This window comes from Cellulophaga sp. 20_2_10 (assembly GCF_023476645.1).
Lineage (GTDB): Bacteria > Bacteroidota > Bacteroidia > Flavobacteriales > Flavobacteriaceae > Cellulophaga.
The window spans coordinates 507568-523927 of the sequence record NZ_JAMCOJ010000002.1; the positions used below are offsets into that span (position 1 = coordinate 507568).

A 16360-nucleotide genomic window follows, 5' to 3' on the forward strand; every position below is an offset into this window, starting at 1 on the left:
TAAATAAAATACAGTACATACAATTATGGCACAATATACTAGAATAGAAGTTTTTAATAAGATGAATGAAACAGGGTTAGTACCCTTATTTTATCATTCTGATATAGAAATAGCAAAGAATATTTTAAAAGCGTGTTATAACGGTGGTGCAACATTAATGGAGTTTACTGCTCGTGGCGACTTTGCTTTTGAGGTATTTTCTGAGTTAAACAAATACGCTATAAAAGAATTGCCAGGTATGGCATTAGGAGTAGGTTCTGTAACAGATGCCGCTGCTGCTTCTATGTATATGCAAATGGGTGCTAATTTTATAGTAACTCCATCTTTTAGAGAAGATATTGCCATAGTTTGTAACAGACGTAAAGTACTATGGTCTCCTGGATGTGGCTCTTTAAAAGAAATAAACACGGCTGAAGAATTAGGCTGTGAGGTGGTAAAATTGTTTCCAGGGGCTACCTATGGAGCAGATTTTGTAAAAGCCATAAAAGGGCCACAACCGTGGACAAGTGTAATGCCAACAGGTGGCGTAACCACAGAAGAAGATAATTTAGCAATGTGGTTTAACGCAGGTGTAACTTGTGTGGGCATAGGCTCTAAATTAATAAGTAAAGACATTATAGCTAATAAAGATTACAATATTTTGGAGACTACAGTACAGCAAACAATTGCAGTTATAAAAAAACTGAAACAAAAATAATAAAGGCCCTTTTAGGGTTATACTAGACACAACCAACAGGCCATATTCATTTTTTTAATGGGTATGGTTTTTTTAAGTCTAAAAGTTAATAGTGTTTTACACTTTAAGTAGCTATAGCTACCATTTATACTTTAATACGGTATAGTTATACAATTAAAAGTTTATGAGCTTAAAATAGTTCTAAATTGTAATTGTAAAAGCTTAAATTAAAATGTGTTTTAAAACATAGAAATTAGATCGTGGTATTAAAGTTGAATAAATAATTAAAACCATAAAAACCTTTATAATGAAAAAACTACTATTTACCGTATTTACCTTTGTAACTATTTTTGCTACGGCACAAGAAAAACGAAGTGGAGAAAGAAGAACAAAGGCTAGTGCAAAATTATAAGAATCTAATGTAAAGGAAAGCCCGTTATATGTACAAGCAAAAAAATTAGAAGAAGAGTATGCAAATAAAGTTTTAGCAGAGTGGATTAAAGAAAACGATGCTAGTAAAATCTACATATGTCCTATATGCTATCCTAGTAAACCAAGTGGACCTCTTGCTCTTGGTTTAGGAGCAATAATAGCTGTTGGCGCAATTAATAATCCAGATGACAATACACAGGAAAAAGTAGCAAATATATTCCATAGCAAGGCCGAACATAAAAACATAAATCAATCTGATAAAGATTTAGAGCTAAAAAAATACATAGAGTTGCTGCAAAGAGAAATTAAAAAATAAACATTAGGGTTATACTAGACACAACCAACAGGCCATATTCATTATTTTAATGGGTATGGTTTTTTTATACTTAAAAAAGTAGTTAATTTTTCTTTTTAGACTGATGTTGTTACCAATTATACTAAAAATTAGTGCAATTCCACATATTCGTAATCGTAGTACAGAAAATAGTTTTAAATTGTGAGAAAATTAATGCGAATTTTGTGTTTAATCAAGAGTTTAGTGTATTGTTTAAAGTCCACCGAATAGAATATTACGCGATAGCGAAATGGTCTATTTTGGCTTTAGAACAGAGAAATTAAAAGCAAAATATTTATATTTAGCTAAATGTTAACCCCTAAAATGTAAGTATCGTTTATACATTATGTTTTATACAATAGTCATTATCTATAATTTTGAAAATACTTAGGTTAAAAAAAATAACACTTATAATCATAGTACTGTTTATAAGTATAAGTTTTATAAGAGAACAAATTAGTTTATCAGAACTAGAGAAATTTAAACCCTTAACTAGTATTACAGAACGTGTACATTCAAAAAATTATGAAATTACATCAATAAATGGTACTCTTCCAGTTTTGTACGACAGTATAAAAAATCAATTTTATTTAAAAAATAAGAGCGGTTTAACTAAATTAGATAACCAAGGAAATGTGATGTTTTCTGATGATCTATTACATGAAAAATCGTACATAAGTACTTTAGATTATAATAATTTTATTCCCTTTGTATTTACATCAAAAGGAGTTTATGACTTTTCTGGTAAAGAGCTTATTTTTATGCCTTTTGAGGAAAAATTAAATGTCAAAACTGAATTAAATAATAGCAACTTCAAATCTATTTTTGAAAAAAAATATAATAGCGCTGACTTAGTTATCTATGGAAATGAAATAGGGAATGAAACAACTAAATTTAGAATCTATTTTAGAGTTGATAATAAATGGATTTTGTTGCTATCTCAAAAAGGAGATTATAATCAATTTAGACAACCCGAAACGTTTACAAAAAATACTAACCCTACAGCACAAATTGATTACAGTAAATTTTCTTCAAAGTTTTCAAATAAAAAATTAATCGCTTTAAAAGATAATCAAAGTGGTTTTTACACAGCAAAAGAAAGAGATGGTAATTTAAACAACTATTTTACTAAAAATTTAAATGAACCAGAATTAGACTATCAAACTACAAATGAATTCAAAATGGTTGCTGTAAAGAATAAAAGTACTTACGGTTTACCGGATTGGATGAATCACACTTTTTTTAAACTCGCTTACTTTGAATTAAACTATAACAATGAACAGCTATTTTTTAAGGGAAATACAATTAAATATAATGCATTAGCAAATGAATATACTGATGTAGACTTTTACTTATATGAATTGCCTAAAAATATGAGAGCTAAAACGAAAGTGGCTTTTATCGATTTTGGAAATTATTCAGGAATTGCAATAGATCCAAAAACGAATTATTTAGAACCTCAAATTGAAAACACTGGAATATTTATAATTAAACCAACAAATAGGAGCTACAGGTAGCGTCTTATAGTATTAATTACTAGTAAAAACTTACTTCTAAAACCTTTAGCGTGTTTGCTAGCGGCATAATAAATATACACAGACCTTATAGTTTTGCACTAAAGTCCGCATGAGGTTTTATTAGCCTCTAAACCTGTCATTGTTAACAACTGACTTTATTCATAATATTCATTACCTTCTGAATCTATATATCCAGTTTTGTTATCAATTGTTTTGAATCTTGCTAAACTGTATTCAAAATCATCAAGTTCTATGTATTTAACTTCTGTTATGCCGTAGTAACCAAGTTTATTATTGATTTTCACCTTAAACAATCCAGATTTATATGTCACTTTGTCAAAAAACTGTACATCTTTTTCATATAAAATGCCTTGCTTTTGGTTGAAATCAATTATTAAAGCATTAGGAAATGTTTTTGTATAGTTAAAAATGAAAGATTCTGAGTTATAATTTATTTCTTTTTTACCATTTGAAAAGTTAATTTTCTCAATCCCTTTTTTATGAATTGAATCAATTTTTTTTGATAAAACAGTATTTTCTAAATCATTTAAGTATTCATTTTTTATTAAAAAATAGTACTCTCCTTTTTCAATTATTTTGTAATGATATTCTTTTACTCCAGTTCCACAAATCATTAGTGTCAAATTCTCTTTTTTCCTTATCTTTTTTCCTTTATAATTGATGTAAGAAATTTTATTTTTGTCATCTAAAATTTGCATATATTTTCCTCCTATTAACGCTTGATAGAATTTTAGGTTTTCAAAAAAAATCTTTTTGTCGTTTTTTTTAATGGAGTAGGTATTAGAGCTTAATTCTTTATAGATCTTGAATTTTTCGTGATACTTATAAATTAAAGAATCCTTTTTTTGAGAGAAAGAATTTGAAATATTTAAAGTTAAAAATAAAATTAAAATTAAAAGTGTTCTCATGATTCTTAGGCTTTGTATGCAATGTTTCGTGTACGGTTTGTTTCGTGTTGTAAGCGCCTAATTTAGTAAATAATAACTAAATAAAAAGCCCTCACAAACTTTCGTAAATAGGTGAGGACTTAGCAATAAATTATATATGGTGTTGGCGGTAGTTTTTATTTATGCATCTACAAAAATTACTTGACCCGTAATAAATCCATCAACCGAACGTTCAAAAGCTTTACCTACTAACTTTCCAGGAACAGGCTCAAAACCTGGCATCATTTCACCATAAACATCCCAAGCCTCTTCTAAAACAGTTGGGTTTATTGAGTTTACTCGGATTCCTCTTGGCATTTCAAAAGCAACACATTTAACAAATGTGTCAATAGCGCCACTAGTAGTAGCATCAGCAATTGCAAAAGGTATAGGCTTAGTATTTAAAATTCCTGTTATTAAAGTAAATGACCCCTTATCTGCAATATATTCTTGACCAATACGTACAATGTTTATTTGTCCCATCATTTTACTTAAAATGGTACTCATCCATTGTTCTTCGGTCATTTCAGTAAAATTTGCATATTCACAAACACCAACAGTGTTTACAACAGCATCAAAATGACCAACATCTTCGTATAATTTCCTTAATGATGCTTCGTTTGTAATATCTACTTGAAAGTCATAATTATCGGCAGACCGTCCAGCGGTTATAATTTTATGTTTTCCAAGACCAGTTAAAGCAGCTTGTCCCATTTTTCCGTTTGCTCCAATTAAAATTATTGTTTTCATATAATATTTGTTTTTAAATTATATGCAAATTTATGAAGCACTAAAGGTTTATGAAGAGGACATTTGTCTAATACGTAATATTAGCCCTTATTCGACTTAGGTGACGTTGTGTAACGCCTAGGTAAGAAGCTATATAATGTAGTGGAATTTCTTTGATATATTCAGGTTGCGTTGTAATTAAATCTAAATAGCGTTGTTGAGCCTTATCTTTTTGATGATTAAATATCCATTTTTCTAATTCAACATATTCCTTTTCGGCAATAATTTTCAAAAAACGCAACCAATTACTATTTGATTTGGCTAAATTTTCTAACGTTGCTTTTGGTATTGAAATTATTTCAGCATCTGTTAGCGCTTGAATATTTTCTTCAGATTTTTTTTGTGAAATAAATGAAGAATAAGCCATTAATAATTTATTAGGAAAAGTAAAACAATATGTGATTTAATCGTCATTATTTGAATAATAATAGGAACGAAAAATTCCACTTTTGACAAAAGCTATAGAGTCGCAAATTTCATTATTATTAATATATAAATCGCCTTTTTTTAATAAAATAGTTTGAGATAAATTCAAGAAATCATTAATTTCAATGTCTGTAAATAAATTAAATGATTTTAAATATTCGTTCATTTCTTTCTTTGATGTTTGGTATGCTTAAATTATCTCCAACTTACTTATATACAAATATTTAGGTTTCTTATATCACCAATATGGCAGGATATTCGGAACTTTTGTTCCATTTATCATTCTGCATATTTTTTATAAAAACAACTCTTATTCTTAGTTTTCTTACAATTTATGTATGTTTTATAAATTATCAAACGAAATTTTTATTTTTCTTAAACTTGTTTCAGATACGTCTGTATAAATGTAAAGTATTTAAAATTAGGTTTTTAGAGGAAAACAATCGTTTTATTATTAAAAACCATCGTTTTTCGTTCTATATGAAGTTTTATACCCCTAGCAAGTACTATTTTTTCTAGATCTCTACCTTTAGCAATTAAATCGTTTATACTGTGTGTATGAGACACGGTTGTAACATCTTGCTCTATAATTGGGCCTTCGTCTAAATCTGCGGTAACATAATGACTCGTAGCGCCAATAATTTTAACACCTCTTTTATAAGCTGCGTGGTATGGTTTAGCACCTGCAAAAGCGGGTAGAAAAGAGTGGTGTATGTTTATTATTTTATTTGGGTATTGGTCTATAACGGTTTGACTAACAATTTGCATATACCTAGCAAGTACAATAAAATCTACCTTAAATTCTGCTAATAAATCCAGTTGCTTTTCTTCAGCTTCTTTTTTTGTTGTTTTTGTTACAGGTATATGGTAAAACGGAATATTAAACTGGGTAGCAATACGTTCTGCTTTCTCGTGATTGCTTATAATTAAAGGTATTTCTACGTCTAGTTCTCCAGAGCTATGTCTGCTTAATAAATCGTACAAACAATGGTTGTACTTACTAACAAAAATGGCCATTTTTGGTACCGTAATTTCTTTGTGTACTTCCCATTGCATTTGGTATAATGCAGCTAAACTTGTTTTAAATTCAGCTTTAAACTCGGCATATGTAAGTGCATTGCTAAACTCACTCTCTAATCTCATAAAAAAAGTAGCACTTTCTTTATCTACATATTGGTCTATATATACAATATTGCCGCCCCTAGTATGTATAAAATTGGTTACACTGCTTATAATACCAGCTTGGTCAGGACAATTAATAAGTATAGTTAGCTTCATAAATAGTAAAATTAAGCTAACTAATTTAGGGTATTATCAAATAAGGCTCCTTAGTTTTTGTTATTTTTATAATATTAGATGTTTTAGGTGATATTTTTTGCAATTTTCGTAAATTGCAAGTCTAAAATTAGCTATTTAACAGGAATGGAACAACAGAAACCATATACACCAAAAAATAAAATAAGAATTGTAACAGCAGCGGCTTTGTTTGATGGCCACGATGCAGCAATAAATATAATGCGCCGTATTATACAATCTACAGGCGTAGAAGTAATTCACTTAGGGCACGACCGTAGTGTTGCAGAAGTTGTAGACTGTGCTATACAAGAAGATGTAAATGCAATTGCAATAACGTCTTACCAAGGTGGGCACAACGAGTATTTTAAATATATGTACGATCTGTTGCAAGAGCGCGGAGCAACACATATTAAAATATTTGGTGGCGGTGGTGGTGTAATACTACCAGAAGAGATTAAAGACTTAATGGATCACGGTATTACTAAAATTTATGCGCCAGATGATGGTCGTAAACTAGGGTTGCAAGGTATGATTAATGATTTGGTAGAACAGAGCGATTTTCCTGTGCCTGCATTAAAATTACCAAAGAACACCTCTATTTCTAAGTCGATAAGAAACAAGGATATAAATACAATTGCTAGATTAATTAGTCTTGCAGAAAACAGACATGAAGAGTTTGTAGCGCATTTTTCTAAGGTTGAAAAATCGGATAAAAATGTACCTGTACTTGGTATAACTGGTACTGGTGGTGCTGGTAAATCTAGTTTGGTAGATGAGCTTGTAAGACGATTTTTATTAGATTTTCCTGATAAAAAAATAGGCTTAATTTCTGTAGATCCATCTAAAAGAAAAACCGGTGGTGCTCTTTTAGGAGATCGTATACGTATGAACGCTATTAATAACGACCGTGTTTACATGCGTTCTTTAGCAACAAGACAGTCTAATCTTGCATTATCTAAATATGTAGAAGAAGCAGTAGAGGTTTTAAAAGCTGCTGAGTACGATTTAATTGTACTAGAAACTTCTGGTATTGGACAGTCTGATACCGAAATTATAGAACACAGTAACGTATCTCTTTATGTAATGACGCCAGAATTTGGTGCTGCTACACAATTAGAGAAAATAGATATGTTAGACTTTGCAGATTTAGTTGCACTTAATAAGTTTGATAAGCGTGGTGCACTAGATGCAATTAGAGACGTAAAAAAACAATACATGCGTAACCATAATTTATGGGACACGCCACAAGAAGATATGCCAATATTTGGTACTATGGCTAGCCAGTTTAACGACCCAGGCATGAACAGGCTGTACACCCGAATTATGGAAACATTAGTGACTAAAGCAAATGCAGATTTACAATCTACTTTTAAATTTGCAAACGAGGTAGAAGATAAGGTATTTGTTATACCACCGGCTCGTATACGTTATTTATCAGAAATAGCAGAAAGCAATAGAGGTTATGATGCTAATGTAGATACACAAGCAAAGGTAGCACAACGTTTATACGGAGTATATCAAACAATATTATCGGTTTCTAATACGGCTAAGAATGAAGTTGCTTTATTAATTAAAAGCGGATTAGACGCAGATGCAATTTTAGAAAACGTAAAAGAAGAAGTAGATAAAGATTTTTTAAATTTACTTTTTAAAGAGTTTGATAGGGTTAAGATGAATTTAGACCCGTATAACTGGGAAGTTATTACGACCTGGGATGCTAAGGTTAATAAGTACAAAGAACCTATTTACAGCTTTAAAGTAAGAGGTAAAGAAATTAAGATAGAAACACATACAGAGTCATTATCTCATTCGCAAATACCTAAAGTAGCTTTACCAAAGTACCAAGCTTGGGGAGATATTTTACGCTGGTGTTTACAAGAAAATGTACCAGGAGAATTTCCGTATGCCTCAGGTTTATATCCGTTTAAAAGAACAGGAGAAGATCCAACGCGTATGTTTGCTGGTGAAGGCGGACCAGAACGTACAAACAGACGTTTTCATTACGTAAGTTTGGGTATGCCAGCCAAAAGGCTTTCTACTGCTTTTGATTCGGTTACTTTATATGGTAACGATCCAGACCATAGACCAGATATTTATGGTAAAATTGGTAATGCAGGGGTTTCAATCTGTTGTTTAGATGATGCAAAAAAATTATATTCTGGGTTCGATTTAAGTCACGCTATGACATCGGTTTCTATGACTATTAATGGTCCGGCTCCTATGTTATTAGGTTTCTTTATGAATGCCGCTATAGATCAAAATTGCGAAAAGTATATTAAAGAAAATGACTTAGAAGCACTGGTTGAAGCTAAATTTAAAGAGGTTTATGATAGTAAAGGTTTAGACAGACCAACATACCAAGGAGGTTTGCCAGAAGGTAACGACGGTTTAGGTCTTATGTTATTAGGTGTAACTGGTGATATGGTACTACCTGCAGATGTATACGCAGAAATTAAAGCAAGTACGTTAGCGCAAGTGCGTGGTACAGTACAAGCAGATATTTTAAAAGAAGATCAGGCGCAAAATACCTGTATATTTTCTACAGAATTTGCTTTGCGTTTAATGGGCGATGTACAAGAGTACTTTATAGAAAAAGAAATTCGTAATTTTTATTCGGTTTCTATATCGGGTTACCATATAGCAGAAGCTGGTGCCAACCCAATAACACAATTAGCATTTACATTAGCTAATGGCTTTACATATGTAGAGTATTACTTAAGTAGAGGTATGGATATTAATAAGTTTGGACCAAACTTATCTTTCTTTTTCTCTAATGGTATAGATCCAGAATACGCAGTAATTGGTAGAGTTGCACGTAAAATATGGGCAAAAGCTTTAAAATTAAAGTATGGTGCAGACCCAAGAGCACAAATGCTTAAATACCATATACAAACATCTGGGCGTAGTTTACACGCACAGGAGATAGATTTTAACGACATTAGAACTACATTACAAGCGCTATACGCTATTAATGATAACTGTAACTCTTTGCATACAAACGCGTATGATGAGGCTATTACAACACCAACAGAAGAATCTGTTAGACGTGCAATGGCAATACAATTAATTATAAATAAAGAATTAGGACTTACTAAAAATGAAAATCCTATACAGGGTGCATTTATAATTGAAGAGTTAACAGAACTTGTAGAAGAAGCTGTTTTATTAGAGTTTGATAGAATTACCGAACGTGGTGGTGTTTTAGGTGCAATGGAAACAATGTACCAGCGATCTAAAATACAAGAAGAAAGTTTGTATTATGAAACATTAAAACACACAGGAGAGTTTCCTATAATTGGTGTAAATACGTTTTTAAGTTCTAAAGGATCGCCAACAGTATTGCCTGCAGAGGTTATACGTGCTACCGAAGAAGAAAAACAAGCGCAAATTGAAACCTTAAAAAGTGTACAGAGTAGAGCTGAAAATACAGAAGAACTATTAGAAGACTTACAAAGGGCAGCTGTAAAGAATGAAAATATTTTTGAGAAACTAATGGAGGTTTCTAAAGTATGTACATTAGGACAAATAACAAGTTCGCTTTTCCAAGTAGGAGGGCAGTACCGTAGAAATATGTAGTCTAAAATTACAGTAAACAAAAAAAACACCTAATATCTATTAGGTGTTTTTTTGTTTTACTAAGTATCTGTTTTTTTAGCGTAAAGACTTGCGCCAATTTTTATATGTTTTTCTAAAGCTGGTAATTTCTGTGCGTAAAATATTTAAGTATTCTTTTTCTTTAACACCGTGGTGCTCTAAACCATTACAGTAAGACAAGATGTTCCTGGTAATAATATTAATAAACCGAATACTATTAAGCTTAGCGTGCTTACAGTCACTGCGCTCTGCTTGCTCTATTTGTATAGGCAACAAGATAGCGTCTGTTAGTATGGAGTTGGCCATAATATCTGTTAAGCTACTAGACTTGTATAAGTGCAACAAATCTTTATTGTAGCTAAAATAAGAAGCTAGTTCTCTACTAGTGTGGCAAAGCGCAAGCGCTTTTTTGTAAACCGGTACTGTGCTAAGATTTCTGTATGGCATTACTGTGTCTATTATATTATAAAATTACATCCTTATTTCTATTGTTATGATTATGAATCAAAAGTGAATTTTTATATTTACTTTTGATTCTAAATATTTTAAACACAAAAAGCTTTGAATAACAAGATTGATGCAATTGGATGGAAAATCATTACCTATCTACAGAAAAACGCAAGAGAATCTTTTGCTCATATTGGTAGAGAAGTAGGCTTATCTGCTCCTGCGGTAGCAGAGCGAGTAAAAAAAATGGAAGACCTGGGTGTTATTACGGGTTACAAGGCTATGGTATCTCATACAGAAACTGGCTATCAGCTTAAAGCAATTATTACATTGCGTGCTTTTATGGGGAAACTAAAACCATTTTTAGAATTGGTAACCACTTTTGATGAGGTTATAAATTGTTATAGAATTACGGGTAACGAAAATATTATAATGGAAGTGGTACTTAGAAACCAGTTTCATTTAGAACAATTTATAGATAGATTAATACAATATGGAGAAGCGCGTACCCATATTATATTATCTGATGTAGTTTCTAACGGGCCTATTAAAAAAATAGAGGCGTTGAATAGAGAATAGACAGTAAATTTGTAATTTGCGCCTTTAAAATAAATATATCTTTTTAGTTCAATAGAAATGCAAGCAGAAGATTTAGACATTATTGGAAAGTACATGCAAATAGCAACGGATAAAGCGGTGTATTTTTTACCTCGTATTATTGGTGCAGGTCTAGTTGTTTGGATAGGCTTTAAGGTAATAAAAAAGATATTAAAAATGATTGGTGTTGCCCTGGAAAAAACGGGCATTTCTAAAACACTACGTCCATTTGTATCTTCTTTAGTCGGGGTTTTATTAAAAGGTACTGCTTTATTTATTGCGGCTTCTATTGTTGGTGCAGACTTAACGGGGTTAATGGCAATTTTAGCTGCTGTTAGTTTTGCTATTGGTATGGCATTGCAAGGTAGTTTGGGAAACTTTGCATCAGGTATTTTAATTCTGACATTAAAACCATACAAAATTGATGATTGGATACAGCTAGAGGATAAATTTGGACGTGTTTCTGAAATAGGGATTTTTAGTACAGATATTGTTACTCCAGGAAACAAAGTTCTAATTATACCAAATTCTAAGATTACAGACTCGGTAGTAACTAATTACTCAGAAAAAGGAATGATTAGGCTAGAGTTGTTAGTAACGATGCCGTACTCAGAGAGTTTTCCTAAAGTAGAAACTATTATTATTGATGCTTTATTAGAACTTCCAGGGGTATTAAAAGATCCAATTCCGGATATCGGTATTCAAACTTTTGATACGCATACTATACAATTATTAGTTAGACCTTTTGTAAATCCAGACGATTATTGGCCAGTTACTTTTGAGGCTAATAAAGCAATAAAAAATGCATTCAGTAAACACGGTATACAAGTAGCATACTCAGAGGGTGTAGAAATGGGATCAATAGGAGATTAATTATTTTTGATCTATATTTTCTTTCTTTTGGCTAGATTTTTGATGTTATATTTTGTGTTAAATACAAAGAATAAATCGTTACTTTTAGCTTTTAATGGTAACCAACTAACAAGAAAATACCGTAACCTGTGAAAAAATTAGTATTACTGCTGTTTGTTATTGTGAGCTTACAGATTTCTGCGCAAGAATTAAGATTAAAAAAAGGAGTAGTTGTAGATGCTATAAAAGTATCGGACTCATTACCACAAAGTTTTTCACTTTTTCTTCCTTCAAATTTTAATACTGATAAAAAGTGGCCCGTTATGTTTATTGTAGATTACAATGGCAAGGAAAAACAGGTAATACGTTTATTGGCAAATACAGCAGAAAGAGAAGGGTATATTTTAGCTGCTTCTAATAATTTAAACGATACACTATCAATATCTAAAAATATACTAGCATTTACCAAAACATACAATGCAATTGTAAGTATGTTACCTTTAAACGATAGTCAAGTATATATTTCTGGTTTTAATGCCGGCGGACGGTTAGCCACAACAATACCCGCTTTTATTTCTAATATAGATGGTGTGTTGTCTTATAACGCAGCTATAGGTAATATAGAAATTATAAATGTAGATAAGCCTTACCAGTATATAGGTATTGTTAGTTCATCTAACTATAACTATATGGCAATGCTAAGCAATAGAACCATCTTAAATAGATTAAAGTTTCCCAATCAATTGTTTGTGGTAGATGAAGCTAAGGAATGGCCTAGTCAAAATAGTATAGATAAAGCTTTTTCTATATTCAAGTTATCTGCAATGGCAAAGGGCAATGTTAGTAAGGATACTACTTATGTAACAGAGAATTTTACTGCAATTACAAGTGAAATAAATAATTTAGTTGCTGCTAATAAATTAAAAAAAGCAAAAGACTTAATAGATCAGTCTATTGTAGTTTATAAGCCTTTTAAAAATATTGAAGCCTTAAAAGATAAAAGCAATGAGCTACGTAAAAACAAAATTTACAAATCTTTAAGACGAGCAGAGAATAATATGTTTTTTAAAGAGCAATCTTTAAAAGATGATTTTAATTACTATATAGAGGAAGATGCATACACCTATAATTTTAATAATTTAGGTTGGTGGGCGCATCAGATAGATGAAATAAGTAAGTTTAAAAACAGCACTGATCTAGAACAGCAGAAAATGGGGCATAGGCTACATAGCTACTTAGTTGCTTTAACCGATGATTTTACAGAATCTAATTTAGTAGAAAAAAATATAGATTATGATGCGCTTAGCTTTTTATATATGCTAAAGACTATAGTAGCACCAGAAGCATACGATGCATATTTAGAAATAATAGCTCTTAGTGCTAAAAACGATGATTTTGGAACTTCTATTTTCTACCTAGAAGAATTACTTAAAAACGGATACACCAATGCAGATAAACTCTATGATTTAGAGTTTACCACATTGTTGAAAATTACGCCAGAGTACAATCAACTAATTGAAAAATACTTAAAAAAAGGTCGCTATATTCTTAAGGAAGAATAAGGTGTGGTACCTTATTAACATCCCAGTCTATAACCAAACCGCCAGCTAAAGATTGTGCTACCTCTTTGCCGTATAAATGCTCACATAAGTAAAGTGCTGCTTCAAAACTTTTAGCGCCACCAGCAGAGGTAATATACTTTTTATCGTGTACAAATAATGCATTGTCTGCCACTTTTAAGTGCGGAAAAGTCTTTTTGTATAATTCTATATCACTAGGAAATGTAGTTGAGGTTACGCTGTCTAGAACACCAGCTTTGGCAAGTACAAAAGCGCCATCGCAATGAGATGTTATAAATAATGCATCCTTGTTTACCTTCTTTACAAAATTAAGCATAGCGGTATCTTTTAAGTCAGAATCCAAATGGTGCTCTGCACTTGGTACAACTAGTATGTCAATTTTTGGCAATACATCTTCAATATAATTGAAATCTGGTAAAATGCGTACGCCTTCAAAAGTGGTAATTGGTTCTAAGGTATTTGCCACTGTAAAAACATTCATCGACTTAATGTTTTTTCTAAATTTTGTGTGCTGAAAAATATCAAAAGGAGCTGTAAACTCAGTATTAAAAGTACCGTCCATTATTAAAAATGCTACATTGTAACGTGTAGAATCTAATTTGGGGTAAAATCTTTTTGGACTAACTTCTTCTAGCTTTTTTTCTGTTGCCAGTACTTCTTTCTTTTTGTTAGTGCAAGCAATAACTAGAGTTACTAGTAAGCTCAAAATTATATAGTTTAATTTTTTCATTTGTTTGTAATTGCTATTCGTTTTAATAGTAAAAGTAGTAAAATACCTAAGACTGATATTATAGTAATAACATTCCAGGTTAAAGTATAGCCATTATTGGCAATAGAGTGCATACCATAATTATGGGCAAAAATATGAGAAATTGAAAAAGCAATACTGTATAAAGCCATATATTCTCCTTGGTTACCCCTTTTGGAGCGCTCCATAGCAATAGCGTTAGAAAACGGAAAAGCAATCATTTCTCCTAATGTCATTAGTAACATGCCAATGACTAATATACCTGCCCAAGAGAACAAGTTAAGGAGTAAAAAACTTAGGCCAACTAAAGCTAAACCAAAAATTACATAATTGGTTTTAGAGTGGTTTAATTTTTCTAAGTATTTAATAAGTGGCATTTCAAAAGCAAATATTAAAAAGCCATTCATCGCTAATAATAGTCCAATTTTAAATTCGTCTAGCTTGTATATATCACTATAGTAAATAGGCACGGTGGAAAAGTATTGTACAAAGCAAAAACCAAATAAAACCATAGCAGCTACAAATACCCAATAGTAACCATCTCCGTAAGCAGATTTTGGATTTTCGTTTTTACTGCTATCCATTACTCTAGCTTTTTTAGGATTTAAGACCACTAAAAGTAAAATACTGGCTAGTATACAAGTTAAACCATCTACCCAGAAAAGTCCAACATAACCTAAAGATGTTATTATAATTCCGCCTACCGCAGGTCCGGCAGAAAAACCAAGATTAATAGCTAGTCTAATTAGTGTAACAGATCTTGTTTTATTTTCAGGTTTGCTATATGCAATAAGTGCTACAAAAGCTGCAGGCCTAAAGCAATCTGCAACAATCATAAGTATAAATATGCCAACACAGATAGACTCGTAAGTGTGTAAAAATTGTAATGCAACAAATAAAATGCCACTACTAAATAAACTAAAGAGCATTACTTTATAATACCCAAATTTATCTGTTAAAGTACCTCCTAACCACGAGCCAATTAAAGAACCTGCACCAAAACAAGACATAACAATACCAACATTTTCTAATGTTAGACCAACATCATTAATTAGATAGAGCGATAAAAAAGGGATCACCATTGTGCCGGCTCTATTAATTAGTGTAATTAGAGCTAGCCACCATACCTCAGTAGACAGCCCTTTAAAAGAGCTTATGTAATTTGCATAAAGATTTTTCATTTTGGTTGGTATAAAAAAAGCCTGACGATTTTTTTTCGTCAGGCTTAGTAATTGTATTGTAAATATGTTTATTTCAATATTATATACAGCAGCGCTGACACCTTGTTAAGGTACAGTAGACAGATGATTTGTAAATTGATAATTTTTGCATTTCGCTATTATTGATAAGCAAAGCTAATTAAAAAAAGTAATAAGTTGTATTTTTGCAGTATTAATTTAAAATGATAAGATGAGGTATACTGTATTTTTATTTTTAGTGGTATTGTTAAGTTGTAATGGACAAAAAAAATATCATACAAATAAAGTTGAAGAAGAAATAGCAGCAACTAAATCTGATAAACTTAAAGGAATTTTAGAGTATCATAAAAAATTAAATGATGATTATAGGGATCCTAAAACATCTCCTTTACCTACTAAGTATAGAAAAGACTTTAATGGGTTAGAGTTTTTTACGCCAGATACAACCTACATTGTTAACGCTAAATTAAAATTAGCTCTTGGTGCACCAACATTTTTAATGCCAACTACAACGAATCAAAATCAGGAATATAAATTATATGGAACGTTACACTTTACCTTAAATGGTAAACAGTTGGAATTAGAGGTGTATCAAAATCAGCAATTAATAAAGCAGAAGAAGTATATAGATCATCTGTTTTTGCCTTTTTTAGACAATACCAACGGTAAAGAAACGTATGGTGGAGGAAGATATATAGAGTTATCTATACCAGATGAAGATTATATAACTATAGATTTTAACAGGGCTTATAACCCTTATTGTGCTTATAGTAAAAAGTATTCTTGTCCTGTTGTACCAGCTGTTAATACTTTAGATACAGAAGTAAGAGCGGGGGTTAAGGCCTTTAAAAAAGAATAAAAAAGAGAAAGTCCAGTGCACATACTGGACTTTCTACAACAACCAAACTATAAACTAAACTTGCTTT

General features: G+C 31.3%; 15 protein-coding genes. 7 read left to right on the forward strand and 8 right to left on the reverse strand.

Going from position 1 to position 16360, the window contains the following annotated elements; all coding sequences use genetic code 11:
* The first annotated feature begins 25 nt into the window (after positions 1-25).
* Positions 26-697: a bifunctional 4-hydroxy-2-oxoglutarate aldolase/2-dehydro-3-deoxy-phosphogluconate aldolase gene (locus M4I21_RS06070; RefSeq protein WP_249558228.1), complete on the forward strand. Its 672-nt coding sequence runs from the start codon at positions 26-28 to the stop codon at positions 695-697.
* Positions 698-1216: 519 nt separating this feature from the next.
* Here the strand turns inward: M4I21_RS06070 and M4I21_RS06075 are convergent.
* Positions 1217-1354 (reverse strand): hypothetical protein, encoded by a 138-nt coding sequence (locus M4I21_RS06075; protein WP_249558229.1) that lies wholly within the window; start codon positions 1352-1354, stop codon positions 1217-1219.
* Between the two features lie 465 nt (positions 1355-1819).
* On the opposite strand from M4I21_RS06075, the gene M4I21_RS06080 reads away from it, so the two are divergent.
* Positions 1820-2959 carry a hypothetical protein gene (locus tag M4I21_RS06080; protein WP_249558230.1) on the forward strand — a complete coding sequence of 380 codons (1140 nt, stop codon included), beginning with the start codon at positions 1820-1822 and terminating at the stop codon, positions 2957-2959.
* A 155-nt stretch (positions 2960-3114) separates the two neighbouring features.
* On the opposite strand, the gene M4I21_RS06085 is transcribed toward M4I21_RS06080, so the two are convergent.
* The 4 genes from M4I21_RS06085 to purU form a co-directional block, all read right to left on the reverse strand.
* Complete coding sequence (locus tag M4I21_RS06085; RefSeq protein ID WP_249558231.1) at positions 3115-3888, reverse strand: hypothetical protein; 774 nt, start codon at positions 3886-3888, stop codon at positions 3115-3117.
* A gap of 159 nt (positions 3889-4047) precedes the next feature.
* Positions 4048-4656 carry a short chain dehydrogenase gene (locus M4I21_RS06090; protein WP_207174468.1) on the reverse strand — a complete coding sequence of 203 codons (609 nt, stop codon included), beginning with the start codon at positions 4654-4656 and terminating at the stop codon, positions 4048-4050.
* A gap of 67 nt (positions 4657-4723) precedes the next feature.
* Positions 4724-5062 carry a Crp/Fnr family transcriptional regulator gene (locus M4I21_RS18645; protein WP_349628837.1) on the reverse strand — a complete coding sequence of 113 codons (339 nt, stop codon included), beginning with the start codon at positions 5060-5062 and terminating at the stop codon, positions 4724-4726.
* A 488-nt stretch (positions 5063-5550) separates the two neighbouring features.
* Entirely contained in the window at positions 5551-6399 is an 849-nt protein-coding gene (gene purU / locus M4I21_RS06100; protein WP_249558232.1) for a formyltetrahydrofolate deformylase, read from the reverse strand.
* 144 nt (positions 6400-6543) lie between these two features.
* Between purU and M4I21_RS06105 the strand changes: the two genes are divergently transcribed.
* Positions 6544-9993 carry a methylmalonyl-CoA mutase family protein gene (locus M4I21_RS06105; protein ID WP_249558233.1) on the forward strand — a complete coding sequence of 1150 codons (3450 nt, stop codon included), beginning with the start codon at positions 6544-6546 and terminating at the stop codon, positions 9991-9993.
* 75 nt (positions 9994-10068) lie between these two features.
* Here M4I21_RS06105 and M4I21_RS06110 read toward each other — a convergent pair whose 3' ends face one another.
* A complete protein-coding gene (locus tag M4I21_RS06110) occupies positions 10069-10458 on the reverse strand; it encodes a hypothetical protein (protein ID WP_072304772.1) in 390 nt (129 codons plus the stop codon).
* 114 nt (positions 10459-10572) lie between these two features.
* On the opposite strand from M4I21_RS06110, the gene M4I21_RS06115 reads away from it, so the two are divergent.
* The 3 genes from M4I21_RS06115 (at position 10573) to M4I21_RS06125 (ending at position 13469) form a co-directional block, all read left to right on the forward strand.
* Positions 10573-11037 (forward strand): Lrp/AsnC family transcriptional regulator, encoded by a 465-nt coding sequence (locus tag M4I21_RS06115; protein WP_249558234.1) that lies wholly within the window; start codon positions 10573-10575, stop codon positions 11035-11037.
* 57 nt (positions 11038-11094) lie between these two features.
* Complete coding sequence (locus tag M4I21_RS06120; protein WP_249558235.1) at positions 11095-11928, forward strand: mechanosensitive ion channel family protein; 834 nt, start codon at positions 11095-11097, stop codon at positions 11926-11928.
* Positions 11929-12056: 128 nt separating this feature from the next.
* Entirely contained in the window at positions 12057-13469 is a 1413-nt protein-coding gene (locus M4I21_RS06125; protein ID WP_249558236.1) for an alpha/beta hydrolase, read from the forward strand.
* Here M4I21_RS06125 and M4I21_RS06130 read toward each other — a convergent pair.
* Together M4I21_RS06130 and M4I21_RS06135 are read right to left on the reverse strand one after the other, a co-directional pair.
* Positions 13456-14217: a DJ-1/PfpI family protein gene (locus tag M4I21_RS06130; protein ID WP_249558237.1), complete on the reverse strand. Its 762-nt coding sequence runs from the start codon at positions 14215-14217 to the stop codon at positions 13456-13458. The genes M4I21_RS06125 and M4I21_RS06130 overlap by 14 nt on opposite strands.
* Complete coding sequence (locus tag M4I21_RS06135) at positions 14214-15416, reverse strand: MFS transporter (RefSeq protein ID WP_249558238.1); 1203 nt, start codon at positions 15414-15416, stop codon at positions 14214-14216. Before M4I21_RS06135 ends, M4I21_RS06130 begins: the two co-directional genes overlap by 4 nt.
* Before the next feature lie 229 nt (positions 15417-15645).
* Between M4I21_RS06135 and M4I21_RS06140 the strand changes: the two genes are divergently transcribed.
* A complete protein-coding gene (locus M4I21_RS06140; RefSeq protein WP_249558239.1) occupies positions 15646-16293 on the forward strand; it encodes a DUF1684 domain-containing protein in 648 nt (215 codons plus the stop codon).
* Positions 16294-16360: the final 67 nt, after the last annotated feature.